The 26857-nt window shown below is 73.5% G+C and carries 21 protein-coding genes and 1 tRNA gene; 11 read left to right on the forward strand and 11 right to left on the reverse strand.

Annotation, left to right across the window (positions count from 1 at the left end):
• The first annotated feature begins 8 nt into the window (after positions 1-8).
• The 3 genes from Z164_RS0110135 to Z164_RS20330 all read left to right on the forward strand — a co-directional run bounded on the left by Z164_RS0110135 (position 9) and on the right by Z164_RS20330 (position 4648).
• Positions 9-317 (forward strand): DUF2388 domain-containing protein, encoded by a 309-nt coding sequence (locus tag Z164_RS0110135; protein WP_024890588.1) that lies wholly within the window; start codon positions 9-11, stop codon positions 315-317.
• Complete coding sequence (locus Z164_RS21370) at positions 314-2128, forward strand: DUF7844 domain-containing protein (RefSeq protein WP_081770143.1); 1815 nt, start codon at positions 314-316, stop codon at positions 2126-2128. The genes Z164_RS0110135 and Z164_RS21370 overlap by 4 nt, the downstream gene beginning before the upstream one ends.
• A gap of 309 nt (positions 2129-2437) precedes the next feature.
• Positions 2438-4648 (forward strand): TonB-dependent siderophore receptor, encoded by a 2211-nt coding sequence (locus Z164_RS20330; protein WP_052338405.1) that lies wholly within the window; start codon positions 2438-2440, stop codon positions 4646-4648.
• Between the two features lie 49 nt (positions 4649-4697).
• On the opposite strand, the gene Z164_RS0110150 is transcribed toward Z164_RS20330, so the two are convergent.
• Complete coding sequence (locus Z164_RS0110150) at positions 4698-5660, reverse strand: RluA family pseudouridine synthase (protein ID WP_043689743.1); 963 nt, start codon at positions 5658-5660, stop codon at positions 4698-4700.
• A 466-nt stretch (positions 5661-6126) separates the two neighbouring features.
• On the opposite strand from Z164_RS0110150, the gene Z164_RS20335 reads away from it, so the two are divergent.
• Complete coding sequence (locus Z164_RS20335; protein WP_425477221.1) at positions 6127-9282, forward strand: Rne/Rng family ribonuclease; 3156 nt, start codon at positions 6127-6129, stop codon at positions 9280-9282.
• A gap of 130 nt (positions 9283-9412) precedes the next feature.
• On the opposite strand, the gene Z164_RS0110160 is transcribed toward Z164_RS20335, so the two are convergent.
• Together Z164_RS0110160 and Z164_RS0110165 are read right to left on the reverse strand one after the other, a co-directional pair.
• Positions 9413-10060 carry a response regulator gene (locus tag Z164_RS0110160; protein WP_024890590.1) on the reverse strand — a complete coding sequence of 216 codons (648 nt, stop codon included), beginning with the start codon at positions 10058-10060 and terminating at the stop codon, positions 9413-9415.
• Between the two features lie 116 nt (positions 10061-10176).
• Positions 10177-11211, reverse strand: coding sequence for a serine hydrolase domain-containing protein (locus Z164_RS0110165; protein ID WP_043689745.1), 1035 nt, complete (start codon positions 11209-11211; stop codon positions 10177-10179).
• A 109-nt stretch (positions 11212-11320) separates the two neighbouring features.
• On the opposite strand from Z164_RS0110165, the gene Z164_RS23345 reads away from it, so the two are divergent.
• Positions 11321-11602, forward strand: coding sequence for a hypothetical protein (locus tag Z164_RS23345; protein WP_236621788.1), 282 nt, complete (start codon positions 11321-11323; stop codon positions 11600-11602).
• A gap of 12 nt (positions 11603-11614) precedes the next feature.
• A complete protein-coding gene (locus tag Z164_RS20340; RefSeq protein WP_323749929.1) occupies positions 11615-12529 on the forward strand; it encodes a sensor histidine kinase in 915 nt (304 codons plus the stop codon).
• 3 nt (positions 12530-12532) lie between these two features.
• Here Z164_RS20340 and Z164_RS0110175 read toward each other — a convergent pair whose 3' ends face one another.
• Complete coding sequence (locus Z164_RS0110175) at positions 12533-14314, reverse strand: monovalent cation:proton antiporter-2 (CPA2) family protein (RefSeq protein WP_024890592.1); 1782 nt, start codon at positions 14312-14314, stop codon at positions 12533-12535.
• Positions 14315-14694: 380 nt separating this feature from the next.
• Between Z164_RS0110175 and Z164_RS0110180 the strand changes: the two genes are divergently transcribed.
• On the forward strand, positions 14695-16092 hold the full coding sequence (locus Z164_RS0110180; RefSeq protein WP_024890593.1) for a sensor histidine kinase: 1398 nt from the start codon (positions 14695-14697) through the stop codon (positions 16090-16092).
• A gap of 30 nt (positions 16093-16122) precedes the next feature.
• Here Z164_RS0110180 and Z164_RS0110185 read toward each other — a convergent pair whose 3' ends face one another.
• The 4 genes from Z164_RS0110185 to serS all read right to left on the reverse strand — a co-directional run bounded on the left by Z164_RS0110185 (position 16123) and on the right by serS (position 20009).
• Positions 16123-17157, reverse strand: coding sequence for a hypothetical protein (locus tag Z164_RS0110185; protein WP_024890594.1), 1035 nt, complete (start codon positions 17155-17157; stop codon positions 16123-16125).
• A 136-nt stretch (positions 17158-17293) separates the two neighbouring features.
• Positions 17294-17381, reverse strand: a tRNA-Ser gene (locus Z164_RS0110190).
• Positions 17382-17552: 171 nt separating this feature from the next.
• On the reverse strand, positions 17553-18551 hold the full coding sequence (locus Z164_RS0110195) for a LysR family transcriptional regulator (RefSeq protein WP_024890595.1): 999 nt from the start codon (positions 18549-18551) through the stop codon (positions 17553-17555).
• Positions 18552-18728: 177 nt separating this feature from the next.
• Complete coding sequence (serS, locus tag Z164_RS0110200) at positions 18729-20009, reverse strand: serine--tRNA ligase (RefSeq protein WP_024890596.1); 1281 nt, start codon at positions 20007-20009, stop codon at positions 18729-18731.
• A gap of 85 nt (positions 20010-20094) precedes the next feature.
• Between serS and Z164_RS20345 the strand changes: the two genes are divergently transcribed.
• The gene (locus tag Z164_RS20345; RefSeq protein ID WP_024890597.1) at positions 20095-20745 is read left to right on the forward strand and encodes an energy transducer TonB; all 651 of its coding nucleotides are present in this window, start codon (positions 20095-20097) and stop codon (positions 20743-20745) included.
• 102 nt (positions 20746-20847) lie between these two features.
• Positions 20848-21429: an energy transducer TonB gene (locus Z164_RS20350; RefSeq protein WP_081770145.1), complete on the forward strand. Its 582-nt coding sequence runs from the start codon at positions 20848-20850 to the stop codon at positions 21427-21429.
• Positions 21430-21496: 67 nt separating this feature from the next.
• On the opposite strand, the gene aroA is transcribed toward Z164_RS20350, so the two are convergent.
• Genes aroA through serC form a run of 3 tightly spaced genes read right to left on the reverse strand, consistent with a single transcriptional unit; the run spans position 21497 to position 25069 of the window.
• A complete protein-coding gene (aroA, locus tag Z164_RS0110215) occupies positions 21497-22807 on the reverse strand; it encodes a 3-phosphoshikimate 1-carboxyvinyltransferase (protein WP_024890599.1) in 1311 nt (436 codons plus the stop codon).
• Positions 22804-23925, reverse strand: coding sequence for a prephenate dehydratase (gene pheA, locus Z164_RS0110220; RefSeq protein ID WP_024890600.1), 1122 nt, complete (start codon positions 23923-23925; stop codon positions 22804-22806). Before pheA ends, aroA begins: the two co-directional genes overlap by 4 nt.
• Before the next feature lie 55 nt (positions 23926-23980).
• Complete coding sequence (gene serC / locus Z164_RS0110225) at positions 23981-25069, reverse strand: 3-phosphoserine/phosphohydroxythreonine transaminase (RefSeq protein WP_024890601.1); 1089 nt, start codon at positions 25067-25069, stop codon at positions 23981-23983.
• 132 nt (positions 25070-25201) lie between these two features.
• Between serC and msrP the strand changes: the two genes are divergently transcribed.
• Together msrP and Z164_RS0110235 are read left to right on the forward strand one after the other, a co-directional pair.
• Positions 25202-26185, forward strand: coding sequence for a protein-methionine-sulfoxide reductase catalytic subunit MsrP (gene msrP / locus Z164_RS0110230; protein ID WP_043689747.1), 984 nt, complete (start codon positions 25202-25204; stop codon positions 26183-26185).
• Positions 26186-26197: 12 nt separating this feature from the next.
• Complete coding sequence (locus Z164_RS0110235; protein WP_024890603.1) at positions 26198-26839, forward strand: protein-methionine-sulfoxide reductase heme-binding subunit MsrQ; 642 nt, start codon at positions 26198-26200, stop codon at positions 26837-26839.
• The last annotated feature ends 18 nt before the right edge of the window (positions 26840-26857 follow it).

Here is a 26857-nt window from a genome sequence, read left to right on the forward strand (position 1 = left end):
TTCCGCCGATGTCGCTGCGCCCGACGCTCGCCGCCCTGCTTCTCGCCGCCACCGCCGCATCGCCCGCGGTCGCCTCCAGCTTCGCCGGCACCACCGCCGGCGGCACCTCCGCCAGCTCCGCCGGCACCTCCGCCAGCAGCGCGGGCCGCGACAAGGTCGTCGTCGAGGCGCGCGCCGACGCGGCCAGCTTCGTCGCCAGCGACGGCCGCATCCGCGGCGTGCGCCTCGAGGCCGCGCTGCACCACCTGCGCACCCGCTCGCCCGAGGCCCGCGCGGCCAGCGACCTGGAACTGGCGCGGGCGATCCTGGCGTTGTGAGCCCGCGGCGCCGCCGGCGCCTCCACGCGCTGGCCGCAGCGGCCGCGCTCGCCCTCGCCCAGTGGCCGGCGCAGGCCGGCCTGACCATCGATCTCGATGCGACCGGCCTTTCGCCGGCCGAACGCGCCGCCGCCCGGCGCCTGATCGCCGATGCCGGCGCCCGCCTGCCGGCCGCCCTGGCCGCCCGCATCGGGCCGCTGCGGCTCGGCCTGCGCGACGACCTGCCGGTCGGCGTGCACGGCCGCCAGCGCGGCCACCGCATCGCGCTGGACCGCGCCCTGCTCGCGCCGCGCCTCGCGGCCCCCGGTACGCCCGTCCCGCCGCAACGCGATCCCGCCCTGGCGGCGCTGCTGCACGAGATCGCCCACGCGCTCGACCAGCGGCTGGACCTGTCGCGCGAGCCGCGCCTGCTCGACCTGGCCGGCTGGCAGGTGCGCCCGCGCCGCCTCGGCCTGCGCAACGCGCGCAACCCGATGCGCGACCGCTCGCCCGATCCCTACGAGCTGCGCGCGCCGGCGGAATTCCTAGCGGTGAACCTCGAGCACTTCCTGCTCGACCCCGCCTACGCCTGCCGCCGGCCCGCGCTGCACCGGCACCTCGCCGAGCGCCTGGGCACGCCGGGCGCCGCCGCCGGCGGCCCGCCGTGCCCGGACGCGCTGCCCTTCGTCGCCCCGGCCACCGACGGCGTGTACGAACCGCTGGACCCGGCGCGCGTGTTCGCGGTGGAGTACCTGCTGGCCGAGCCCGCCGCATCGCCGATGAGCCGCTGGGGCCACAGCATGCTGCGGCTGGTGGTGTGCGCGCCGGGCCGCGCGCCCGGCCCCGACTGCCGCCTCGACCTCGGCCACCACCGCGTGCTGTCCTTCCGCGCCTTCGTCGACGACGTGCAGGTCTCCGGCTGGGGCGGCCTGACCGGCCGCTACCCCTCGCGGCTGTTCGTGCTGCCGTTGTCGCAGGTGATCGACGAGTACACCCAGGTCGAGCTGCGCGGGCTGCGCTCGGTACCGCTGCGGCTGTCGCCGGGCGAGATCGCCGGGCTGCTCGAACGCGCCGCGCAGCTGCACTGGAGCTACGACGGCCGCTACACCTTCCTCGGCAACAACTGCGCCACCGAGACCTTCAAGCTGCTGCACGACGGCGTGCCGCGGCTGGCCGGCCAGCGGCTGGCGAGCATCACGCCGACCGCGCTGCTGCGCCGGCTCGAACGCGCCGGCGTGGCCGATCCCGCACCGCCCGAAGGCGACGACGCGGTACGGCTCGGCTACCGCTTCCCGTCCGCGGACGCGCACCACGCCGAACTGTTCGCCGTCGCGCGCGAGCGCCTCGCGCTGCCCGTGCGCGACGCCGACGCGTGGCTGGATCTCGCGCCCGCGCAGCGCCGGCCGTGGCTGGAGCGCGGCGACCTGCGCGCCAGCGCCGCCCTGCTGGTGCTGGAGGACGCCGCGCTGCGGCGCGCCGAACGGCGCGCGCGCGATGCGCTGCAACGCCGGCTGCCGCACGGCGACGCCGAGGCGCGCGCCGGCCGCGCCCTGCTCGACGACACCCTCGCGCTGGAGGGCCTGCTGATCCGCCCGGCGCGCCTGCTCGACGGCACGCCGGGCTACGGCCTGCCGCAGGCGGAGGAACGCGCGCGACTGGCCGAGCACGCGCCGGCGCTGGCCGAACGCTGGCGCGCCAGCGGCGAGCGCCTGCGCCGGCTGGCCGAGGCGGTGCTGCCCGAACGACACGCCGACGCGCTGCGCGGCGGCCAGGCCAACCTCGAGCTGATCGGCGCGCGCCTGCGCGCCCTGCAGGCGCGCGCGACCGGTTGAGCCGCGACGCCGCGCGTCCGCGCCTCGCCCGCGCGAACGCGATCGCCGATCGACGCGGGTGCCCGCACATCTCGCGGGCGCACGCCCGAGGTCGCGCACGCCGAGCGTGCGCCTCCATTGACAACTTTTTTACGAACGATAACCATTATCGTTCTTGAGGCGCACGGCCAGTGCCGTCCCGCCCATCGTCCAGCCAGGCCCGATCCCGGAGATCGCGAGGCCCAGCCCGCCCCCCAAGCCGTCGCCGTGCCCGTTCCCCGGGCGCGTACGCCTGCGCTTTTCTCCGCCCCCTCCCCGAGAGCCCCCACCATGTTCGTCCGTACCGCCCGCTGCACGCCCCACCGCCGGCCATTCCGCGCCTCCTTCTCCCCGGCATCCGGGCAAGCGCCCGCGCGCCTCCGGCTGGCGGTCGCGCTCGGCGCCCTGCTGGCGGGCGCGCCGGCGCTGTCCCAGGCGCAGGACGCGGGCGCCGCGGCCGAGGCGACCTCGCTCGACCACGTGATCGTGACCGGCACCCGCAACAGCGCCGGCGCCAAGCAGGCCGCGGAACTGAAGGACATCCCGCAGACGATCTCGGTGATCTCGCGCGAGCAGATCGAGCTGCGCAACCTCTACACCCTGGAGGACGCCCTGCTGCAGACGCCGGGCATCACCGTGACCGGGGTCAGCTCCGAAGGGCAGACCTACATCTCGCGCGGCTTCAACATCGACGCCTACCTGATCGACGGCGTGGCCTCGATCGGCTACCCGGGCACGCGCCCGGACCTGACGGTCTACGAGAGCGTCGAGGTGCTGCGCGGCGCCTCCAGCCTGTTCTCCGGCGCGGCGCAGCCGGGCGGCGCGATCAACCTGGTGCGCAAGCGCCCGCAACGGACCTTCCAGGCCAGCGCCGCGCTGCTGGCCGGCCGCTGGGACAACCTGCGCGCCGAGGTGGACGTGGGCGGGCCGCTGGTCGAGGGCGGCCGGCTGCGCGGGCGCTTCGCCGCCTCGGCCCACGAGTCGGACATGTTCTACGACGTCGGCCGCCGCGAGCGCTACGTGCTGTACGGCGCGACCGCGCTGGACCTGGGCGACCAGGCCACGCTGACCGTCGGCGCCCACTACCAGGACTACCTGGCCCCGATCCAGACCGGCCTGCCCGGGTACGTCGGCGGCGGCCTGCTGTCGGTGCCCCGCTCCACCTACCTCGGCGCCGACTGGAACGCGCTCGACAGCCAGAGCCTGGTCGGCTTCGCCGAGCTCGACTGGCGCCTGGGCGACGACTGGCGCGCCAGGGCCACCTTCCAGCGCGCCAGCCACGATGCGCTGAACTACTACGCCTACGTCGGCAGCGGCCCGGTCACGCCCGACAACGGCTGGGTCAACCAGATCGCCTACTACGGCGATTCCACCGAGGACTGGACCAGCGTGGACGTCAACGTCTCCGGCGCCTTCAGGCTGTTCGGGCGCGAGCACGAGGTCCTGTTCGGCGCGGACCTGCAGAAGAACGACTACCACTACGAGGAGTGGCGCGACAGCGCGTTCGCGCGCATCGATGTGTTCGCTCCCGACAACGCCATCCCGCGTCCGGCCTACCGGCCCAACAGCGGCGGCCTGAACAAGACCCGCCAGTGGGGCGTCTACGGCCACGCCGACCTGAGCCTCGGCGATCGCCTGAACCTGCTGGCCGGCGCGCGCCTGAGCCACTGGAAGATCGAGGCCCGCGACGGCTTCACCCGCGACCGGCCGAGCCTGACCGATCCGCAGCCGGTCCGGCTGGGGCCGTGGACGCAGAACCGGATGCCGTCGGAACTGACCCCGTTCGCGGGGCTGACGTTCGACGTGACCGGGCAATGGACGGCCTACGCCAGCTACGTGGAGAGCCTGCAGCCGCAGCAGAGCCGCACCGCCGACGGCGACCTGATCGAGCCTTCCCGCGGCGAGCAGTGGGAAGGCGGCGTCAAGGGCCAGGTGCTGGACGGCCGCCTGCTGCTCAGCGCCGCGGCCTACCGGATCGAGCAGGTCGGCCGCGCGCAGCCGGATCCGGACAACGAGGGCTTCTTCGTCGCCGAGGGCGAAGTGGAATCGCAGGGCATCGAGCTGGAGGCCAACGGCCGCCTCACCGACCGCTGGTCGATCGTCGGCGGCTACGCCTACAACACCAACGAGTACGCGAAGGACGCCAGCAACGAGAACCGCCCGTTCACCCGGATATCGCCCCGGCACGGCCTGAAGCTGTTCATCCACTACGACGTCGCCGACGGCCCGCTGGCCGGGCTGCAGGTCGGCGCCGGGGTGAACTACTACTCCGCGGTGGAGGGCGGCAACGCCCAGCTGGCCGTGCCGACCGTGGTGCGCCAGGGGGGCTACGCCGTCGTCGACGCGCTGGTCGGCTACCGGCTCCGCGACGGCCTGATGCTGCGCCTGAACATCGGCAACCTGTTCGACAAGGTCTACTACACCCGCATCTCCGCCACCGGCCGCGGCAACTTCTACGGCGAACCGCGCAACGCCACGCTGTCGCTGCGCGCGACCTTCTGAGCCACGCCGGCGTGCCAGGCGGGCGCCCCGCAATGCGGGCGCCCGCCGATCACCCCAGCCGGTCCAGCACCTGCCCCAGCTCGGGCGCCAGCGGCGCGTGCAGCACGTAGGGCGCGCGGCCGGCATCCAGCGCGAAGGCCATGGAAGCGGCGTGCAGGGCCAGGCGGCGCAGGCCGGCCTGGTCGCGCAGGCGGCGGTTGGCCTCGGCGTCGCCGTACTTGTCGTCGCCGGCGACCGGATGGCCGAGGTGCGCGGCGTGCGCGCGGATCTGGTGGGTGCGTCCGGTCTCGATCCGCACCTCGCACCAGGAATGCCCGCCGCGACGCTCCAGCACCTTGAAGTGGCTGAGCGAGGGCTTGCCCGCCGCGTCCACCCGCACATGGCGCTCGCCGCCCTGGCGCAGGCCCACCTGCAGCGGTGCGTCCACACTCATGACGCCATCCGGCATGCGCCCCAGCAGCAGCGCCAGGTAGCGCTTCTCGATCCCGCCCTCGCCGCGCATCAGCGCCTGCAGCTCGGTCAGCGCCTTGCGCTTCTTGGCCACCACCAGCAGGCCGGAGGTATCGCGGTCGAGCCGGTGCACCAGCTCGAAGCTGCCCTCGGGGCGCAGCGCGCGCAGGGTCTCGATGGCGCCGAAGGCGATCCCGCTGCCGCCGTGGCTGGCGATGCCGGAGGGCTTGTTCAGCGCCAGCAGCCGCTCGTCCTCGTACACGATCGCCGCCTCCAGCGCTTGCAGCAGCGAACGCCCCGGGCCGCCCTGCGGCGCCCCGTCGGCCTCCAGCCGCACCGGCGGGATGCGCACCTCGTCGCCGCCGGCCAGCTTGCGCTCGGCCTTGGCGCGCCCGCCGTTCACGCGCACCTGCCCGGATCTCACCAGCTTGTAGACGAGGCTGCGCGGCGCGCCCTTGAGCTGGCCGAGCAGGAAGTTGTCCAGCCGCTGGCCGTCGCGGTCCTCGGGCACCCGCACGGTGCGGGCGCCCCCGGCGCGGGGAGATGGAGGTGAATGGGACATCGGCGATTTTGATCTGCTACACTCGCCGCGCGAGATAAGGGTTTGATTTCGCAGGAAGTTGCGCAGGGTACCGCCGCAAGGGACGGGCCGGGCGCTCAGGGGCCGAAAGCCCCGCTTTCTGGATTCCGATGCAGTGCGCGGCCACCGCCCCCGGGGCGGACATGTTAGCGGCTCACCGGCAGACCCGGCCATCGTCCGGCCCGCGAGGTCCGGTGCTGAACATGACCCGCGCGGCGCCCCGGCCCCCGAGCCGACGGCGCCGCCGGCCCCGAAACAGGCAAGACGAACAAAGCGCTCCCGCGGCCTGCCGTGGTGTCGTAGCGCTGGAAACCCCAAGACCGCGCCGCGAAGCGCCGGGGCCCTGCCCCGCGCGATCCGGTCCCCGACCGGGGCGGTGCGGTCTCAAGTGTCCAGAGGCGAAACGCCCACGGCGTTCCGCGCGGTGGCAGCGCGCGAGGAACGCACCATGAAACGCATGCTGATCAATGCGACGCAGGCCGAAGAGCTGCGCGTCGCGATCGTGGACGGCCAGACGCTGTACGACATCGACATCGAGCAGCCGTCGCAGGAACAGAAGAAGTCCAACATCTACAAGGGCCGCATCACCCGGCTCGAGCCGTCGCTGGAGGCGGCCTTCGTCGAATACGGCGCCGAACGCCACGGCTTCCTGCCGCTGAAGGAAATCTCCCGCGACTACTACCAGGCCGGGGTCGATCCCCGCAACGCCGGCATCCGCGAGCTGCTGCGCGAGGGCCAGGAGGTGGTGGTCCAGGTCGAGAAGGAGGAGCGCGGCAACAAGGGCGCGGCGCTGACCACCTTTATCTCGCTGGCCGGCCGCTACATGGTGCTGATGCCCAACTCGCCGACCGCCGGCGGCGTCTCGCGCCGCATCGAGGGCGAGGACCGCGCCGCGCTCAAGGAGGCGATGGACAAGCTGAACATCCCCGACGACATGGGGGTGATCATCCGCACCGCCGGCGTCGGCCGCGACGCCGAAGAGCTGCAGTGGGACCTCGACTACCTGCTCAGCATCTGGCGCGCGATCGCCGAAGCCGCGCTGAGCAAGCCGGCGCCGTTCCTGATCTACCAGGAGTCGCGGCTGATCACCCGCGCCCTGCGCGACTACATGCGCGCCGACATCGGCGAGATCCTGGTCGACACCCCGGAGATGTACGCCGAGGCGCTGGAGTTCGTCGAGCAGGTGATGCCGCACAACAAGCGCAAGCTCAAGCACTACACCGACGACACCCCGCTGTTCAACCGTTTCCAGATCGAGTCGCAGATCGAGAACGCCTACGAGCGCACCATCCGCCTGCCCTCCGGCGGCGCGCTGGTGATCGACCAGACCGAGGCGCTGACCGCAGTGGACGTGAACTCCGCGCGCGCCACCCGCGGCGGCGACATCGAGGAAACCGCGTTCCACACCAACCTGGAAGCGGCCGACGAGGTCGCCCGCCAGCTGCGCCTGCGCGACCTCGGCGGCCTGGTGGTGATCGACTTCATCGACATGTCGTCGAACAAGCACCAGCGCGAGGTGGAGAACCGCCTGCAGAACGCGCTGAAGTACGACCGCGCCCGCGTGCAGCTGGGCCGGATCTCCAAGTTCGGCCTGCTGGAGATGAGCCGGCAGCGCCTGCGCGCCTCGCTCGGCGAGTCCAGCCAGATCGTGTGCCCGCGCTGCGAGGGCCACGGCCGCATGCGCAGCGTCGAATCGCTGAGCCTGTCGATCATCCGCGTGGCCGAGGAGCACGCGATGAAGGACAACACCGGGCAGGTGCTGGTGCAGGCCCCGGTGGAGATCGCCAACTACCTGCTCAACGAGAAGCGCGGCGCGCTGGCCGAGATCGAGAAGCGGCACAAGGCGCCGATCGTGATCGTCGCCGACGAGCAGCTGCAGACCCCGCACTACGAGGTCACCCGCATCCGCGAGAACGAGCTCGGCGAGGAGACCAGCAAGCCCAGCTACCAGCGCGGCACCCCGCGCAAGCTGGCGACCATCGCGCTCAACAAGAACAACCTCAACATCCCGCCGCCGGCGGTCACCAACGTGCGTCCCGCGCAGCCCGCGCCGGTGCGCGAGCCGCGCGAGGAGCCGGCGCCCGCGCCGGCCGCGCCGACGCCGGCGCCAGCGCCCGCCCCGGCACCTTCGGCGCCCGCTGTCGTCGGCGTCGTCGGCTGGCTGAAGCGGTTGTTCGCAGCGCCGGCCGCCGACACGCCCGCGCGCCCGGCCTCGCCCGCCCCGGCGCAGTCGCGCGACGAACGCAACGGCGAACGCGATCGCCAGAACGGCCGCCGCGACCGCCGCCAGGGCCGCGACGCGCAGCGCCGCGACGAGCCGCGTCGCGGCGCCAAGCAGAACGGCCAGAACGGCTCCGGCGAGCGCGGCGGCCAGAACGGGCGCGAACAGCGCAACGGCCAACCGGACCGCGCGACCGCGCAGAAGGCGCCGTCGCAACCGGCAGCCGCGCAGGCGCAGGCCGGCCAGGCGCCCGCCGCACCGAAGCCGCCACGCGCGCCGAAGCCGCCGAAGAACGCCCGCAAGGCCGAAGGCGAGGATGCCCGCCGCGAGGCGCGAGAGGCGCAGGAGGACATCCGCCGCGACGAGACCGTCCCGGCCGGGACGGCCGTGGCCGTTGCCGCCGCCACGGCCGCGGTAGCCGGACAGGCCGCGACCGAGCCCAGCGCACGGACCGAGGAGCGGACCGCGCCCGAGGTCGTCGCAGACGAAGCCGCGACCGGGACCGAAGCCCTCCGGCCCGACGGCGACGCCGCGCCCACCGACGAGACCGCCACGGCGGAAGGCGGCCGTCGCCGCCGTGGTCGTCGTGGCGGCCGTCGCCGCCGCCGCGGCGCCGGCGAAGCGGGTGCCGAGCAGGACAATGGCCTGGACGCGCTCGACGACGAGGCCGGGCAGGACGGCCCCACGCAGGCCGTGGACGGCTCGCAGCCCGAGTTCGACTTCGACGATGTCCAGCCCGCCGATGCCCACGCCGCCGGACCGGCGCGGCCGTCCCGGCGCAGCGATGAGCCGCGCCGCGAAGCGCCGGCCGCGGTCGCCGCCAGCACGGCGACGGTCGCCGCGATCGAAGCCGGCGCCGGCGCGAAGACGGAGGCGCCGACCGCACCGGAACGTGCGCCGATCGAGGCGACGCAGGCACCGGCGACGCCTGCACCTGCACCCGCGCCTGCGCTTACACCGGCTCCCGCACCGGCACCGGCTCCGACGGCTGCCGTCGAAACCACACCGGCACTCGAGCCGGAGCCGGAGCCGGAGGCCGAGGCCAAGGCCGAGGCGCCGACGCTCCCCGAAGCGACGGCGGCCGCCGATGCGGATCGAGCGACGCAGAACACCGCGTCCGCCGAGACGGTCCAGCGCGCCGCCCCCGCGCCGGCCGACGCCGTCGCGGAGGCTGCGGACCGGCCGCAGGACACGCCCGCACGCCCGCATCCGGCACCGGAAACCGCGAATACCGGGACCGAGGCAGCGCCCGGCGCCGCACCGGTCGCCCCGGGCCTGTTCGACGCCATCGCGGCGCCTGCGGACGCGGACACCACGAACGCCAACGCGGACGCGACCGGCGCTGAAGAAGACGAGGACCGCGCCGCCGGCAAGCAAGCCTGACCGGCCCGCACCTCGGCATCGCAAGCACGGGCGGCCTTCGGGCCGCCCGTTGCGTTTGCGGCGGCGGCATGAAGCGGCCCCGCGTTCCCTTGCGCGAAACGCGAAGCGCGGATCGCCGCGCGAGGCGGAGCTACAGCGCGTGGGACGGGTCGGCGAGTCCGTACTGCGCGGCCAGTCGCGCCAGCGCGATGGTGTCCTGCACGCGCAACTTGGCGAACAATCGCGTCTTGTGGGTGTTGACGGTCTTCGCGCTCAGGCTGAGCCGCTTGGCGATCTGCTCCTGGCGCAGGCCCTGGATCAGCAGCATGGCGATCTCCAGTTCGCGCGCGGACAGCTGGTCGAACGGGCTGTCGTCGCCGGCCAGTCCCGACAGCGCCATGTTCTGCGCGATGCTGGTCGCCAGGTAGCGGCGGCCCGCGGCCACCACGCGCACCGCGCGGACCAGCTCGCTGGCGTCCCCAGCCTTGCCGACGTAGCCGGACGCGCCCGCCTCGATCAGGCGCTTGGGCATCGGCCCGTCTTCCAGCACCGACACCACGATGACGCGCGGGCCGTACTTGCCGCGCACGATGCGTTCGGTCACCTCGAGACCGCTCAGTCCCGGCAGGTGCAGGTCGCACAGCACGACGTCCGGGGCGAGCCTGCGGATCTCCGGAAGCGCGGCCTCGCCGCTGTCCGCCTCGCCCACGACCTCGATGTCGCCCTCGTTGGCCAGGATCATGCGCAGCCCCGTGCGGACCAGCGCATGGTCGTCGACCATGAACACCCGAATGGTCATCCTTGCCCTCTCCTCTCCCGTACGGCGTCGCTCTCCCCTGCGCACGAGGCTAGCCGGCGCGCGCTGGGTCCGCAAGGATGCCGCCGCATGCGAGGGCGTCGGAGCCGTCTCGGCCGCTACGGCGCGTGCGCGCCGATGTCGCGCACGATGCGCGCGAGCAGGTCGTGGAGCGCGGCGCGGTGCCCGCTGCTGGCCGATGGCAGGCGCTCGTCGGAGGTCATCGCCACGGTGAGCCCGAGCGCCGGCACCACGTAGAGCATCTGCCCGCCGTAGCCCCAGGCGTAGCGCACGTCCTGCCCGCCGATGCGGCGCGCGAACCAGCCGTAGCCATAGCCGTCGCCGTTGAAGACCGAGCGCGTGCGCGGGCGCCAGGAAGCCTCCACCCACGCCACCGGCAGCACCTGCGCCCCCGAGCGCGCGCGCCCGCCTTTCCGGTACAGCTCGCCGAAGGCCAGCAGCGAGCACGGCGTCATCGCCATCTGGTTGCCGCCGAAATGGATGCCCTGCGGGTCGCGGTCCCAGGACGCGATCGCGAAGCCTTCCTGCGCGCCGAGCCAGTCGCGCGCCAGCGCCAGGGTCGAGCGCCCGCTTTCTCGCGCGAGGATCGCCGACAGCAGATGCGTGGAACCGGTGGAGTACAGCATGCCGCCGCCGGGCTCGTCGACGAACGGCTGCGCCAGCGCGGCACGGACCCAGTCGCGGCTGGCCACCCAGCGTCCGTAGCCCGGGCCGGAAGTCCGCGCCAGACCGGCCTGCATCGACAGCAGGTGGCCGATGGTGATCCGCGCCATGCGCGGGTCGGGTTCGGCCGGCAGCTTGTCGGCCAGCAACGGCGCGATCGGCTGATCGACGCCCTCGAGCACGCCGCGCGCGATCGCGATGCCCACCAGCGCCGACACCACCGCCTTCGAGGCGGACTTGATGTTGGCCGGCGCGTCGGTGCGGTAACCGCGGTAGCCCCGCTCGACCAGCACGCGCCCGTCGTGGGCGACGATCAGGGTCCGCAGCGGCGCGATGCTCGCCGCCTCCTCGGCCGTGCGCGACAGCGCCGCCCGCACGTCCGCGTCCGCAGCCCGGACCGGCGTCCAGGCGCAGACGCAGGCGAGCAGGTACAGCACGGCAGGCAGGCGGAACCGGGGAGTCGACGGCATGCCGGGCAGTGTCGCCGATCGCCGCCTTCGCGGCCGGTGAACGCCACGGCGCAGCCGCCGCGCGGAGCGGTTACTCTGCACGCAGGATTCCCATGGGGAGGGACCGCCCATGACCACGACCGACCAGGACGAGCTGCGCGACATCCAGGCCGTCGCCCGCATCGACGCGGTGCCGACGATCCTGGAGATCGTCGCCCGCACCACCGGCATGCGCGTGGCCGCGGTGGCCCGCGTCACCGACCGCACCTGGACCGCCTGCCAGGTGCTCGACCGCCTGGGGTTCGGCCTGCAGCCCGGCGGGCACCTGCAACTGGAATGGACCTTCTGCAACGAGATCCGCCAGCACGGACAGACCATCGCCTTCGGCCACGCCTCCCGGCACCCGGTCTAGGCCGGCCACCCCATCCCCGCCCGCTACGGCTTCGAGGCCTACATCTCCGTCCCGATCCGGCGCCCGGACGGCCGCTTCTTCGGCACCCTGTGCGCGCTCGACCCGAGACCGCTGGAGATCGATCCCACCATCCTGCGCAACATGGAACTGCTCGCCCAGCTGATCGGCCTGCAGCTCGAGAGCGAAGACAGGCTGCAGCGCGCGGGGACGGCGCTGGCCGAATCCGAGCGCATCGCGCGGCTGCGCGAGGAGTTCATCGCCGTACTCGGCCACGACCTGCGCAGCCCCCTGCAGGCCATCGTCACCAGCGCCGAGCTGCTGGGCCACTACGGGCTGGGGCCGCGCCAGCAGCAACTGGCCGAGCTGATCCTGCGCAGCGCCACGCGGATGGAGGAAATGGTGCGCGCCACCCTCGACTTCGCCCGCGGCCGGCTGGGCGGCGGCATCGCGCTCGACCTGTCCCAGCACGACCGCCTGGAGGCGCTGCTGGAGCAGGTGGTCGAAGAGGCCGGCGCATCGTATCCCGAGCGCCGCATCGAAACCCGGATCGAACTCGGCGCGCCGGTGGTCTGCGATCCCTACCGGCTCTCCCAGTTGCTCAGCAACCTCGTCGCCAACGCACTGTGCCACGGCGATCCGGACGCACCGGTGCGCATCGAGGCCGACCGCCACGACGGCGTCCTGCGCCTGTCCGTGCACAACGGCGGCGCGATCCCCGCCGACCGCATTCCCGACCTGTTCCAGCCCTTCACCCGCCGCGACGACGACGCCCGTCCCGGACTCGGCCTGGGCCTCTACATCGCCGCCGAAATCGCCCGCGCCCATGGCGGCACGCTCGAGGTCGACTCCGCACCCGAGCGCGGCACCCGCTTCACCTTCCGCCTGCCGCCGATCGCCGCGCCATCGCCGGCGGCAGACACAGGCTGAACCTCAACCCGCCTCCGGCCGCCCCTTGCGTGCGATCAGGGGTTCGGGGCGCGGCGCCACCAGCAGTTGGTCGGCGCCGGCGAACAGGCCGCCCTGGCTCTGCGCATCCAGCCGCTCGCAGTCGCGGCGGCGGATGTCGGCGGTGACCTCGTCCACGTCCAGCGCGGTCATGCCCAGCGCGCGCAGGCCGGCGCCGCCCAGGGCCAGCGCGGATTCGAAGGTCTCACGGATCTGGTAGTCCACGCCGGCCTTGCGCAGCCGGATGGCGTGGCCGCGGTCGTAGGCGCGCGCCAGCAGCCGCGCCGCCGGAAAGTGCGCCTTGACCAGCTCGACGATGCGATCCGCGGCCGCGCGCTGGTCCACGCAGACCATCACCACGTCGGCCGTGTCCGCGCCCGAGCGCCGCAGCACGTCCAGCCGCGTGCCGTCGCCGTAGTACACCTTGAAACCGAACTTCTCCGCCTCGCGGATCCGGTCGGGATCGTTGTCGATCAGTGCGACTTCGACGCCCTGCGCCAGCAGCAGTTGCGAGGCGACCTGGCCGAAGCGGCCGAAGCCGACCAGCAGCACGCGGCCGCGGAGATCCTCGGCCGCCTCGACGCCGTCCAGCGAGGCCGCGCCGTCGCGCAGCCAGCGGTCGGCCGCGAGCAGGATCAGCGGGGTCATCGCCATCGACAGGATGACCACGCTGGAGAAGACCGCGTTGTCCGCCGCGGTGAGCAGGCCGCCGCCCTGCGCCGCGGCGTACAGCACGAATGCGAATTCCCCGCCCTGGGCGAACAGCGCCACCCGCCGCAGCGCCTGCGGGCGGTTCGAGCCGAACGCGCGCGCCACGACGTAGATGCCGAGCGCCTTCGCGGCGACGAAGGCTGCGAGCAACCCGAGCACCAGCCGCCATTGGGCCGCGACCACCGACAAGTCCAGCGACATGCCCACGGCCAGGAAGAACAGGCCCATCAGCAGGCCCTTGAACGGCTCGACGTCGGCTTCGATCTGGTGCCGGTAGCCCGAGCCCGAAAGCATCACCCCGGCCAGGAAGGCGCCCATCGCCATCGATAGCCCGGCGACTTCCATCAGCAGCGCCGAGCCCAGCACCACCAGCAGCGCGCCGGCGGTCAGCACCTCGGTGGCGCGGGTGCGCGCCAGCACGGCGAAGAACGGATCCAGCAGCCAGCGCCCGGCCGCGATCACCAGCGCCACCGCGCCCAGCGCAACGGCCACCGCGACGGGATCGACGCCGCCCCCGTTGCCCGATCGCGCCGCGGCGATGAAGGCCACCACCGCCAGCAGCGGCACGATCGCCAGGTCCTCCAGCAGCAGGATCGACACCGCCTGCTGGCCCTGCGCGCTGGCCGCCTCGCCCCGCTCCCGCAGCACCGAGACCACCACCGCGGTCGAGGACAGCACGAAACCGGAGCCGGCGATGAAGGCGTGCACCGGCGGCAGCCCGGCCAGCACGCCCGCGCCGGTCAGCAGCGCGATGCAGCTCGCGACCTGCGCCAGGCCCAGCCCGAAGATCTCCCGGCGCAGCGCCCACAGCTTCTGCGGGCGCATCTCCAGCCCGATCAGGAACAGGAACATCACCACGCCGAGCTCGGAGACGTGCAGGATCGTCGCGGGCTCGGTGAAGACGCCGAGCACCGACGGCCCCACCAGCAGGCCGCCGGTGAAGTAGCCCAGCACCGAACCCAGCCCCAGCCGGCGGAACAACGGCACCGCCACCACCGCCGAGCCGAGCAGGACCACGACCGGGCCGACCGCTTCGACGATTCCCGCCTCGGCCATCGCGATTCTCCTGATACGTCGGGCGTTCCGGGGACACCGGAGCGCGAAATGGCGGCCCCGCTCCGATCGCCGCGCTCGCGGCGAGGCCATCGGCCGAGGTCCAGGGATGCCGCGATCATACGGGACCGTTCGCGTCCCTCGCGGCAAACGTGCGCGGGCTCGCGCGACGAGGCGAGCGCCGCAGCCGCTGCTGCGGTGTAAGCTCCCACGGCGAGCGGACGATCGGACGAGCAGGTCCGCGTGCGCGCCGGGGAATATGGGCGGCCTGCGGGCCGCACGCCTTCGCTGCAGGCGCCGCGGGACGAGCCCGTCGCCTCGACGTTTCCGCCGCCCACGCCCGGCGCACGGGCCCCACTGCAGGCCCGGAGGGACGAGACGCGATGCCCGACACCCAAGCGCCGGCGGCCGCCGGGTGCGACACGCGATGGCTCGCGCGCGCCTGGCGCGCGCCCAGGCGATGGCTGGCCGCGGCCCCCGTGGCCGATCCCGTGGACCGGCGCAACGCGCCGATGATGCAAGTGGTCCTGGCGCTGCTGGCGCTGTCCCCGCCGCTGCTGTGGACCTATCGCCTGCTGGCCGTCCCGATGCCGCTGCAACCAGGCGAGTACGCCGCCCTCGCCAGCGGCCTGCTGCTGGCCGTGCTCGCCGCGACCGGCTGGTGGCTGATCCGGCGCGGCCGCTTCCGCTTGCCGGTCGGGCTGCTGCTCGGCGCGGTCGCCCTGGCGCTGATGCTGTCCAACGCCAGCGGCGGCATGAGCGGTGGCCAGCACGAGTTGCCGCTGCTGGCCGTCTGGCTGGTCATGGCCGGGCTGCTGCTCGGCCGCCGCGCCCTGTGGATGCTGTACGCCTGGATGGTGCTGGCCTTCGCGGTGGGCACCTGGGTGGATGTCGCACGCGGACACGCGCGCTTCGCCTCGGCCGACCTGATCGTGGGCGGCATCGTCCAGGCGCTGATCTTCCTGTTCGTCGCGGTGGTGATCGACCGCAGCGTCTCGGCGTTGCGCGAGAGCCTGCAGCTGGCCAACGAACGCGGCGACGCGCTGGCCGCGAGCAACCGCCGCCTGCAGGACGAGGCGCACCGGCGCGAGGCGCTGCAGGAGCAACTGGTCCACGCGCAGAAGGTGGAAGCCGTCGGCCGCCTCGCCGCGGGTCTGGCGCACGATTTCAACCACCTGCTGACCCTGGTCCACGGCCACGCCCAGCGCGGCCGCCGGCTGGCCGACGACCCGCGCGTGGCCGAGGCCTTCGACGGCGTGGAGTCCGCCACGCGGCGCGCCCACGCGGTCAGCCGCAAGCTGCTCGCCTTCAGCCGGATGGAGGACGCCAGTATGACGGTGTTCGATGCCGGCGAGGTGCTGGCCAGCATGGAACCGATGCTGCGACAGTTGTTCGGGCCGCAGGTGCGCCTGGAGATCGAAGCGCCGGCGGCCCCCGTGCCGGTGCATTTCGATCGCGGCCAGCTCGAACTGATCCTGCTCAACATCGCCGCCAACGCCGCCCAGGCCATGCCCGACGGCGGCCGCTTCGGCGCGCGGCTCTCGGCCGACGCGCACGACGCGCGACTGTCGCTGACCGACACCGGTACCGGCATGCCGCCCGAGGTCCAGGCGCGGATCTTCGAACCCTTCTTCACCACCCGTCCCGCGGGCCAGGGCACCGGCCTGGGCCTGGCGGTCGCCCGCGACCTGATCGCCGAGGCCGGCGGCAGCATCGACGTGGACAGCGCCCCCGGCGCCGGGACCACGTTGCATGTACGGCTGCCGCTGGCCGCCGCATAGCCGCCGCGCCGCCGGGCTGCCGGCACGGGTTCAACGCGTGCGCGGCCGCCTCCCCTCGAACCGCTGCGCGCCCTCCGGCTCCCCGATCGCGACGATCGGGCCGGACCCGCAAGCCGCGCGCAGCGCCCTCACACCCGCGTCCGCTTCATCGGCGCCGCGCGGACCGCTCCAGACGACGCGCTCGCCGACCCGAGCGACACGGCCGCCGAACGCATCGGAGCCCTGCGGATCGAACACGGCCATGTACCCCGCGTCGTCCAGCCGCAGCTCGACATCGCGCCCGAACAGCACCAGGGGTTCGCCGTCGCCCTGCGCCTGCATCCGGAAGCAGCCGTCGCGCAGCACGAGGCGTCCGCCGAGCGCTGCAGTGAGCACGACGCCCGGCGAGCGATCCTCGCGCGCGAAGATGCGCACCAGCGGCGCCAGCGCGGGATCGACCGAACGCGGGTTCTGCGGCGGCGGGAAGTGCAGCTGGAGCTCGGGCGGCAGCTCCCAGCCCTCGCGCTCCGCGATCGCCCGGTAGGTCGCCTCGTCGACACTCATGTCGAACTGGACGTTGCCCTCGAACGCCATGACCGAGCCGCCGCCCAGAATGCGATGGGGCGCGAAGCGCTTCCACCACGTATCGAACACCGGCTGCAGCGCTTCGCGGGGACGCCCACCCTCGCGGGCCACGAAGCGCGCATCGGAAGTGAAGCGCGCCAGCGTCGCCGCCGCATCGCGGCGGAACTGGAAGGCGAAGCGCGGTTCGGGATCGCGCACGATGCGCACGCCGACGTAATCGTCCGCCGCCTGCGCCTTCAGCCGCCGATCCAGCGCCATCGCGGCCTCGCGGACCGCCTCGTCCGGATTCATCAGCCGCTCGGCCTCCGCCACCGGGATGCCGCGCTCGCGGGCGATGCGCTCGGGCTCGGATTCGCTGCGCGGGGGCCTGGCGCGCGGCACGCTCGAAGGCGGCGCGCGCAGGATGGTGGCGAAGCCGGACGGTTCGAGGGTCGCGCCGATCGGGCGGCTGGACTTGGCTTCCCTGGACAGCGGGGCTTGCGTGGCGCATGAGCCGAGCATGCCGAGTGCCGCAGCGAGCAAAGGGGCCGGCGGGATCGGCACCATGCGCGCCCTTGGGGAGCTCTGGATTTTCATGGCGGTTCCCCCTCTTCCCGTCTCGCGACCTAACATACGGCACGAGATGGGGTGCGAGGGGTGGCGGAGAGAGTGGGATTCGAACCCACGGAAGGTTGCCCTTCGCCGGTTTTCAAGACCGGTGCCTTAAACCGCTCGGCCATCTCTCCGTTGTCTGCTCTGCAAGCGCGCCGCCTTCGCCATTTCGACCAGCTGCTGCGCCGCTGTTCGCTACGGTCCGCAGCCACGGCGTCGAGGCCGGTGCATCAAACCGCTCGGCGATCCCGATCGCAGTCGCCGCGCATCGCATTCCATCCTTAGATACGCTGTTCCGGTACGCGCTAGCGCATTGTCGCACGCGCCGGCGCGGCGGCCGGCTTGCCGGGGGCGGCGAGGCCGGGGCGGGTCTCGGTGCAGTGCTTGCAGTCGAGGCTGGATTCCTCCAGCAGCGAGGGCAGGCGCTCTGCGAGATAGTCGATGAAGACGCGCACCGCCGGCAACAGGCCGCGGCGCGAGGCGAACACGGCATGGGCGATGCCCTGCGGCAGGCGCCAGTCGGGCAGCACCACTTCCAGCTCGCCGTTGCGCACGGCGTCGGCGCAAATGGTCTCGGGCAGCATGGTGATGCCCAGGCCCTGCTTGGCCAGCGCCATCAGCATCGGGAAGTCGAAGCCGGCCACGCGCGGCTTGAGTTCGATGCGCCGCACCTGGCCGTCCTCGGCCTGCAGGTCCCAGCGCTGCTTCACCTCGTCCTCGCTCATCGTCATGGTGACGTGTTCGCGCAGGTCGTCGGGGTCGCGCGGGCGGCCGGCGCGTTGCAGATATTGCGGGCTGGCCACCAGCAACTCCTGGATCTGGCCGAAGCTGCGCATGATCAGGCTGCCGTCGTCGTCCAGCTTGGAGCGCACGCGGATGGCGACGTCGAAGCCTTCGTTGATGACGTCTACGCGGCGGTTGTTCACGTGCAGCTGCACGCGCACCTGCGGGTAGCGGGCCAGGAATTCCGGCAGCAACTTGGGCATCGATTGCTGGGCGATCGAGACCGGCACGCTGGCCCGCACCAGGCCGCGCGGCTCGGCGCTGAGCCGGTCCACCACCTCGCGCGCGGCGGAGGCCTCGGCCAGCATCGATTGCGCGTGGCGATACACGCTCTGGCCGACGTCGGTCACCGCGAAGCGGCGCGTGGAGCGCTGCAGCAGGCGCACCCCGAGGTCGTTCTCGAGCTGGCTGATGCGGCGGCTCAGCCGCGACTTCGGAATGCCGAGCGCGCGTTCGGCTGCGGCGAACCCGCCGTGCTCGACGACCACGGCGAAATAGTAGAGATCGTTGAGATCCTGCATGGACGGACGCCAGATGGAACGATACCCTCTATCGAAGCACGCCTATTCTGCCGGCGCAACAAACTTCGCGTCCCGCCCTGCCGTCATGGACCGGCCGCGGGCGTTTGCCCGCCGGCACGCCGCCGGCGCGCGCGGCGGTGCCAGGCGGCGGAGGCGACCGCTCTCGCCGCGGGCCCGTCAGGCGATCGCGTCCGCGCCGCCCATCCACGGCCGCAGCACCTCGGGCACGCCGATGCTGCCGTCGGCGCGCTGGTAGTGCTCCATTACCGCGATCAACGCGCGGCCGACCGCGACGCCGGAGCCGTTGAGCGTGTGCACCAGTTCCGGCTTGCCGGTCTCCGGGTTGCGCCAGCGCGCCTGCATGCGCCGGGCCTGGAAATCGCCCACGTTCGAGCAGGAGGAGATCTCGCGATAGGTGCCCTGGGAGGGCAGCCAGACTTCCAGGTCGTAGGTCTTGCGGGCGGCGAAGCCCATGTCGCCGGTGCACAGCAGCACGCGCCGGTACGGCAGGCCCAACCGCTCCAGCACGGTCTCGGCGCAGCGGGTCATGCGCTCGTGCTCGGCATCGCTGTCGTCGGGCCGCACGATCGAGACCATCTCGACCTTCTCGAACTGGTGCTGGCGGATCATGCCGCGGGTATCGCGGCCGTGGCTGCCGGCCTCGGCGCGGAAGCACATCGAATGCGCGGTCATGCGCAGCGGCAGGCGGGCCGGATCGAGGATCTCGTCGCGCACGAGGTTGGTCAGCGGCACCTCGGCGGTGGGGATCAGGTAGCGGGTGGCGCCGCCGACCTCGGTGGCGAACATGTCCTCGACGAACTTGCCCAGCTGCGCGGTGCCTTCCATGGTGTCGGCGTTGACGATCAGCGGGACGTTGGTCTCCTCGTAGCCGTGCTGGTCGACGTGCAGTTCCAGCATGAACTGCGCCAGCGCGCGATGCAGCCGCGCGAGCTGGCCGCGCAGCACGGTGAAGCGCGCGCCGCTGAGCTTGGCCCCGGCGTCGGCATCCAGCCAGCCGTGGCGGGCGCCGAGTTCGACGTGGTCGCGCACCTCGAAATCGAAGCACGGCGGCTCGCCCCAGCGGTGCTGCTCGACGTTGGCGGTCTCGTCCGCGCCCAGCGGCACGCTGTCGTCGGGCAGGTTGGGCAGCGCGCGCACGATGGCGTCGATCTCGCCGCGGATCGCGTCCAGCCGCGCCTCGCTGGCCTTCAGTTCCTCGCCCAGGCCGGCGACCTCGGCCAGCAGCGGCGCCGGGTCCTCGCCCTTCGCCTTGGCCTGGCCGATCGCCTTGCTGCGGGTATTGCGCAGGTTCTGCAGTTCCTGGGTGCGGACCTGGATGCGCTTGCGCTCCGACTCCAGGCGCTCCAGGGCGCCGGCATCGAACTCGAAGCCGCGGGTCTCGCGCAGGCGGCGGGCGATCTCGTCGGGGCGGGTGCGCAGCAGTGCGGGATCGAGCATGGAGGCGGCCGTGGCAACGTGGGACCGTCGATTATCGCCCGCGCGCGCCGGGCCCGCATCCGCGCCTGTGCCAGAATGCGGCGCAATGAATGCAAAGCCCCCGCGCTCGCGCGCCCGCCGCACCCGCCTGCCGCTGCCGGCGGCGCTCGCGCTCGCGCTGGGCGCGGCGTTCCTCGCCGGCGTGCTGCTGTTCGCCGCCGCGTATCTCGCGCGCCGGCCCGCGCAGCCCGAGAACGGGCCGGCCCTGCCGGCGCGCGCGGGTCGCGCGGTCTCGGCGCTGCCCTCGCCGCAGCCGGCGAGCGAACGCCGCGCCGACGCGCCCCGGCAAGCGCCCGCGCTCGACCCCGTCGAGTCCGCCGTCGCCCCGGCGGCGCAGGCGATGCCGGCCGTCGCCGATCCCGGCGCGGCCGAGGACGGGGGCGCCTTGCCCGGCACGGTCCCGCCAGCGGCCGGCGCGACCCGCGCCCCGGTCGCCGTGCGCACGCCGGCGCCGGACTACCCGCGCACGGCGATGCGCCGGGGCGAGGCGGGCGAAGTGATCGTGGCCGTGCGGGTGGATCGCGAAGGCCGCCCGCGCGAGGTCCGTGTGGACCGCAGCAGCGGCTATCCGGCGCTGGACCGCGCGGCGGCCGGCGCGGTGCGGCGCTGGCGCTTCGAGCCGGCCCTGGAAGGCGGCCGGCCGGTCGAGGCCGAGGTCCGCGTGCCGGTGGAGTTCGTCGGCGATGGCTGGCGCTGAGCGCGCGCGTTTCGGCTCGCGGGCCGTTCCACGCGTTCGCGACACCACGGCGACGCCGGTTGTGGAACGCTCCCCCTCTCCAAAACTGAACGGGGGTACGCCATGAACGCTCCTTTGGACCGCGATCCGAACCGCCCCGCCCCGCCGCCCCCGCACGGCGAGCCGCCGCGCGAATCGCTGCCGCGCAAGAGTTCCAGTCCGCTGCTGTGGATCCTGCTGCTGATCGCCCTGGTCGCGATCGGCTGGTACTTCTTCAGCCAGCGCGGCCCGACCCAGGCGCCCGAGGCGCCGCCCGCGCCGATCGGCGCCACGCCCGACATCGGCGACGGCACCCCGCCCCCGCCGGCCAGCGAACGCGAGCGCCCGCGCCCGGAGCGGCCCGCGCCGGCCGCCGGCGTCACCCGCCAGGCCAGCCCGGTCGCGCCGATCGAACCGACCTACCCGCCCGCCGCGCTGCGCGCGCGCGAGGAGGGCTCGGTGCTGCTGCGTGCGCGCGTCGATGCGCAGGGCCAGGCGAGCGAAGTCGAGGTCGTGCAGTCGAGCCGCTCGCGCGAGCTCGACCGCGCCGCGCTCGATGCGGTCCGCCAGGCGCGCTTCTCGCCGGCGCTGCGCGACGGCGAGCCCGTCGCCTCGACGGTCGAGGTCCCGGTGGACTTCAGGCTGGAAGAAAGCGCGGGGCGCTGACGCCGCGGTCGCGCGAGGCCCCGCCCGGCGGCGGGGCCTCGTCGCGTCCGGAAGCCGGACCGCCCGCTCAGCCGGCGATGCGCAGCCCGAAGCCGGCCTCGCGCGCCAGCGCATCGAAGCCCGGGAACGACGTCGCGACGTTGGCCACGTCGTCGATCGCGACCTCGCCGGAAGCACGCTGCGCGGCCACCGCGAAGGCCATCGCCACCCGGTGGTCGCCGTGGCTGTCGATACGCCCGCCGCCGAGCGCGCCGCCGTGGATCGTGGCGCCGTCGGCGGTCTCGTCCACGCGCACGCCCAGCGCGCGCAGGCCGGCGGCCACGGTCCCGATGCGGTCGGATTCCTTGACCCGCAGCTCGGAGGCGCCGCGCACCACCGTCGCGCCTTCCGCGCAGGCCGCGGCGACGAACAGCGCCGGGAACTCGTCGATCATGTCGGCCACGTGCGCCACCGGCACCTCGATCCCGCGCAGCGGCGCGTGCCGCACCACCAGGTCAGCCACCGGCTCGCCGCCCTGTTCGTCGGCGGCCTCGGCATGGATGTCGGCGCCCATCGCGCGCAGCACGTGCAGCAGCCCGGTGCGGCGCGGGTTCATGCCCACGCGCTTGATGCGCAGCTCGGAGCCCGGCACCAGGGTGGCGGCGACGATGAAGAACGCGGCCGAGGAGAAGTCCGCCGGCACGCGCACGTCGGTGGCGCGCAGGCGGTGCCCGCCCTCCAGCGAGGCGCGGCCGGGCGCGAAGTCGATCGGCCAGCCGAACGCGGCCAGCATGCGTTCGGTGTAGTCGCGGGTGGGCTGCGGCTCGATCACCGTGGTCCGCCCGCGCGCGTACAGGCCGGCCAGCAGCAGCGCCGACTTGACCTGCGCGCTGGCGATCTCCGTCGCGATCTCGACGCCTGTCAGCGGCGTGCCGCCGTGGATGCGCAGCGGCGGCAGCCCGCCCTCGCCGGTGTCGATGCGCGCGCCCATGCGCGACAGCGGCAGCGTGACCCGGCGCATCGGCCGCTTCGAGAGCGAGGCGTCGCCGACCAGGATGCTGTCGAAGGACTGCCCGGCCAGCAGGCCGGCCAGCAGCCGCATCGCGGTGCCCGCGTTGCCGCAGTCCAGCGGGCCGTCGGCGGCGCGCAGGCCGTCGATGCCGACGCCGTGGACCACCCGGCTGCCCGCCGCGGGCGTCTCGATGCGTGCACCCAGGCGGCGGAAGATCGCCTCGGTGGCGCGCGCGTCCTCGCCTTCCAGGAAACCGTCGATCCGCGACACGCCGTCGGCGAGCGAGGCGAACATGATCGCCCGGTGCGAGACCGACTTGTCGCCCGGCACCACCACCTCGCCGCGCAGCGCGCGGCCCGGCGATGCGAGCCAGCCCGCGCCGCTCACGGCACCGCCACCGGGTAGGAGCCCAGCACGCGCACGTCGCCGGCGAAGTCGTCGATCTCGCCCAGCGCGTCCTTCAGCGGCGATTCCTCGGCATGGCCGGCCACGTCGATGAAGAAGGCGTACTGCCACAGCCCGCCGTGGGCGGGCCGCGACTCGATGCGGTTCATGCTGATGCCGGCGCGCGCCAGCGGCTCCAGGATCTTGTACAGCGCGCCGGGCTGGTCGCGGATGAACACCAGCAGTGAGGTGCGGTCGTGGCCGGAGGGCGGGAACGAGGCGCGGCCGATGACCAGGAAGCGGGTGGTGTTGTCGTCGCGATCCTCGATCGGACCGGCCACCACCTTCATGCCGTAGACGTGGGCGGCGTTCTCGCCGGCGATCGCCGCCGCGTCGTCGGCGTTGCGCGCGCGGCGCACGCCCTCGGCGTTGCTGGCCACGGCGGTCTTCTCGGCGTTGGGCAGGTGCTGACGCAGCCAGTTGCGGCACTGCGCCAGCGAAAGCCCGTGCGAGTACACCCGCTCGACGTCGTCCAGCCGCCCGGTGCGCGAGAGCAGGTACTGGTGCACGCGCAACTCGACCTCGCCGCAGATCATCAGCGGCGAGGTCAGGAACAGGTCGAGCGTGGACTGGATCGTGCCCTGCCCGGAGTTCTCCACCGGCACCACGCCGAAATCGGCGGTGCCGCTGGCCACCTCGTCGAACACTTCCTCCACGCTGGCCAGCGGGATGCCGCGCGCGGAGTGGCCGAAGTGCTTGTGCACCGCCTGCTGCGAGAAGGTGCCCTCGGGCCCCAGGTAGCCGATCTTCAGCGGCTCCTGCTGCGCAAGGCAGGCCGACATGATCTCGCGGAACAGGCGCACCAGCACCTCGTCGGAGAGCGGGCCGTCGTTGCGGTCCACCACCCGGCGCAGCACCTGCGCCTCGCGCTCGGGGCGGTAATAGTCCACCGCCGCGGCCAGCTTGCCCTTGGCCTTGCCGACCTGGCGCGCCCACAGCGCGCGCTCGGCGATCAGGGTCTGGATCTCGCGATCGATGCCGTCGATCTGCTCGCGCACCGCGGCCAGGTCGGGGGCCGCGGCCGGCTTCGCGGCGTTCTTCTTCTTCGGCTTGGCGGCCATCAAGGTCCTCTCGGTTCGGGTGCCGGGCGCGGCGGCGCGGCGGAACGCGCCGCGCTCATCCGCGGCGGCGCTGGAAGTCGCGCATGTAGGCGGCCAGCGCTTCCGCGCCGGCCACCGGCATCGCGTTGTAGATCGAGGCGCGCATGCCGCCCAGCACGCGATGACCCTTGAGACCGATCAGCCCCGCCTCGCGAGCGCCGGCCAGGAACTCCGCGTCCAGCGCCTCGTCGTGCAGGAAGAACGGCACGTTCATGCGCGAGCGCACCGCCGGCGCCACCTCGTTGCGGTAGAAGCCGCCGGAACCGTCGATGGCCTCGTAGAGCGCGCGCGCCTTGGCCTCGCTGCAGCGGGCGAACGCCTCCACCCCGCCCTCGTCGAGCATCCAGCGCACGGTCAGTCCCAGCAGGTACCAGTTCCAGCTCGGCGGCGTGTTGAGCATGGACTCGGCGGCCAGGTGCGCGCGGTAGTCGAAGATGTCGGCGCGCGGCTGGCCGGCGCGCTCGAGCAGCGCGCGGCGCACGATCACCACGCCGATGCCGACCGGCCCCAGGTTCTTCTGCGCGCCGGCGTAGATCAGCCCGTAGCGCGAGACGTCCAGCGGCTCGGAGGCGATCGACGAGCTGAAGTCGGCGAACAGCGGCACCTCGCCGGTGTCCGGCGGCGCGCCGCGGAACTCCACGCCGTGGATGGTCTCGTTGGCGGTGATGTGCACGTAGGCCGCGTCGGCGGACAGACGCCAGGTCTCGCGCGCGGGGATGTCGCGGAAGCCGTCGGCCTCGCTGCTGGCGGCGATGCGCAGGTCCACGTAGGGCCGCGCCTGCTTCAGCGCGGTGCGGCCCCAGTGGCCGGTCACCACGTAGTCGGCCGGCTGGCCGGGCGCGGCGAAGTTGAGCGCGATCAGCGCCTGCTGGGTGGTCGCGCCGCCGCCCAGGAACAGCACCGCGTAGTCGTCGGGGATGCCGATCAGCGCGCGCAGGTCGGCCTCGGTACGGCGGGCGATCTCCAGGAATTCCGGGCCGCGATGGCTCAGCTCCACGATCGAGGCGCCGGCGCCGGGGTATTCCAGCATCTCGGCCTGCGCCTGGCGCAGCACCGGCTCGGGCAGCGCGGCGGGGCCGGCGCTGAAGTTGTAAGCTCGCGACATCGCGCGTGTCCGCTCGGCAGTCGGGCCGCCTAGTATGCCGCAGCGCAATAGGCGCCGTGCCGCGCGGGAACTTTCGCGTCCCGCCGACGCGATCAGCTGCACGCTCGGTCCGCCCCCGGCGAGACCCCCGCCATGTCCCCGTCCCTCCGCTCCCTGCGCACCGCCCTGCGGATTCCCGCCACCGAGATCGCCGACGAGGCCGTCTGGCGGCAGCGCCGCCGCCTGCTGGCCGGCCTGGGCGCCCTGCCCGCGCTGGGCCTGTCGGGCTGCGCCGAGGCCGAGCCGCCGCCGCCCGCGCGCGAACCGCCGGGCCGCGAGGAGGTGGCCGCCGGCTTCTCCACCGACGAGGCCCTCACCCGCGAGGCCGACGTCACCAGCTACAACAATTTCTACGAGTTCGGCACCGGCAAGGCCGATCCCTCGCGCGCGGCGAAGACCCTGCGCACCTCGCCCTGGCACGTCGAGGTGTCCGGCGAATGCGCCAAACCCGGCCGGGTCTCCTTCGACGACCTGCTGCGCGGCTTCCTGCCCGAGGAACGCGTCTACCGCCTGCGCTGCGTCGAGGGCTGGTCGATGGTCATCCCTTGGCTCGGGGTGCCGCTGGCGCAGGTGCTGCGCCGCTTCGAGCCGACCTCGAAGGCGAAGTTCGTCGCCTTCACCACCCTCGCCGACCGCGAGCAGATGCCCGGCCTCCGCTACCGCTCGATCGACTGGCCCTACCGCGAAGGCCTGCGCATCGACGAGGCCATGCACCCGCTGACCCTGCTGGCCACCGGCCTGTACGGCAAGCCGTTGCCGCAGCAGAACGGCGCCCCGCTGCGGCTGGTGGTGCCGTGGAAGTACGGCTTCAAGAGCATCAAGTCGATCGTGGCGATCCGCTTCGTCGAACGGATGCCGCCCACCGCGTGGAACGACCTGCAGCCGCGGGAATACGGCTTCTTCGCCAACGTCAATCCGGCCGTCGACCACCCGCGCTGGAGCCAGGCCAGCGAGCGCCGGATCAGCGGCAGCGAAGGCAGGCTGTTCGCCGACCGCATCCCCACCCGGCCGTTCAACGGCTACGCCGAGCAGGTCGCCGGGCTCTACGCCGGCATGGACCTGCGGCGCTGGTACTAGCGGGGCCGGGCCATCGCCCGTCGGACCGGTCCCGTCGCGCGCGCCCGGCGGGTCGCCGCCAAAGCGCTGGCGCATGCGCTGGCGCTGGCGCCGCTGACATGGCTGGCCTGGCGCGCGTGGCAGGTGCAGTCGGGCGCCGACATCGACGCGCTCGGCGCCGACCCGGTGGCGTCGATCGAGCACAGCCTGGGCCTGTGGGCGCTGCGCTTCCTGCTGCTGACGCTGGCGATCAGCCCGCTGCGGCAGCTCACCGGCCAGCCCGCGCTGCTGCGCTTGCGTCGCATGCTGGGCCTGTACGCCTTCGCCTACGCCTGCCTGCACTTCGCCGCGTGGCTAGTGCTCGACCTGCGCCTGGACTGGGCCGGCGTGGCCACCGAGATCGCGCGCCGGCCGTTCATTACCGTCGGCTTTCTCGCCTGGCTGCTGCTGGTGCCGCTGGCGATCACCTCCACCCGCGGCTGGATGCGGCGGCTGGCGCGCCACTGGCAGCGCCTGCATCGCCTGGTCTACCCCATCGCCGCGCTGGCGGTGCTGCACTTCTGGTGGGTGGTGAAGTCCGACATCCGCGAGCCGCTGCTCTATGCCGCGTTGCTCGCCGTGCTGCTGGGCTGGCGGCTGTGGCGACGGCTGCGGCCGGCGGCGCGTCGCGGCTGACGGCGGGCCCGAAGCAAG

This window comes from Luteimonas huabeiensis HB2 (assembly GCF_000559025.1).
Classification (GTDB): domain Bacteria; phylum Pseudomonadota; class Gammaproteobacteria; order Xanthomonadales; family Xanthomonadaceae; genus Luteimonas; species Luteimonas huabeiensis.

Excerpts from the sequence above, each read along its gene's own strand:
- msrP (WP_043689747.1), top strand. The coding sequence starts at position 25,202 with ATGTCCCCGTCCCTCCGCTCCCTGCGCACCGCCCTGCGGATTCCCGCC.
- Z164_RS0110135 (WP_024890588.1), top strand. The coding sequence starts at position 9 with ATGTCGCTGCGCCCGACGCTCGCCGCCCTGCTTCTCGCCGCCACCGCC.
- Z164_RS0110195 (WP_024890595.1), bottom strand. The coding sequence starts at position 18,551 with ATGCAGGATCTCAACGATCTCTACTATTTCGCCGTGGTCGTCGAGCAC.
- Z164_RS20335 (WP_425477221.1), top strand. The coding sequence starts at position 6,127 with ATGAAACGCATGCTGATCAATGCGACGCAGGCCGAAGAGCTGCGCGTC.
- Z164_RS0110150 (WP_043689743.1), bottom strand. The coding sequence starts at position 5,660 with ATGTCCCATTCACCTCCATCTCCCCGCGCCGGGGGCGCCCGCACCGTG.
- Z164_RS0110160 (WP_024890590.1), bottom strand. The coding sequence starts at position 10,060 with ATGACCATTCGGGTGTTCATGGTCGACGACCATGCGCTGGTCCGCACG.
- Z164_RS20330 (WP_052338405.1), top strand. The coding sequence starts at position 2,438 with ATGTTCGTCCGTACCGCCCGCTGCACGCCCCACCGCCGGCCATTCCGC.
- Z164_RS0110180 (WP_024890593.1), top strand. The coding sequence starts at position 14,695 with ATGCCCGACACCCAAGCGCCGGCGGCCGCCGGGTGCGACACGCGATGG.
- Z164_RS0110165 (WP_043689745.1), bottom strand. The coding sequence starts at position 11,211 with ATGCCGTCGACTCCCCGGTTCCGCCTGCCTGCCGTGCTGTACCTGCTC.
- Z164_RS0110185 (WP_024890594.1), bottom strand. The coding sequence starts at position 17,157 with ATGCTCGGCTCATGCGCCACGCAAGCCCCGCTGTCCAGGGAAGCCAAG.
- Z164_RS20345 (WP_024890597.1), top strand. The coding sequence starts at position 20,095 with ATGAATGCAAAGCCCCCGCGCTCGCGCGCCCGCCGCACCCGCCTGCCG.
- serS (WP_024890596.1), bottom strand. The coding sequence starts at position 20,009 with ATGCTCGATCCCGCACTGCTGCGCACCCGCCCCGACGAGATCGCCCGC.
- Z164_RS0110175 (WP_024890592.1), bottom strand. The coding sequence starts at position 14,314 with ATGGCCGAGGCGGGAATCGTCGAAGCGGTCGGCCCGGTCGTGGTCCTG.
- Z164_RS20350 (WP_081770145.1), top strand. The coding sequence starts at position 20,848 with ATGAACGCTCCTTTGGACCGCGATCCGAACCGCCCCGCCCCGCCGCCC.
- pheA (WP_024890600.1), bottom strand. The coding sequence starts at position 23,925 with ATGGCCGCCAAGCCGAAGAAGAAGAACGCCGCGAAGCCGGCCGCGGCC.
- serC (WP_024890601.1), bottom strand. The coding sequence starts at position 25,069 with ATGTCGCGAGCTTACAACTTCAGCGCCGGCCCCGCCGCGCTGCCCGAG.
- Z164_RS23345 (WP_236621788.1), top strand. The coding sequence starts at position 11,321 with ATGACCACGACCGACCAGGACGAGCTGCGCGACATCCAGGCCGTCGCC.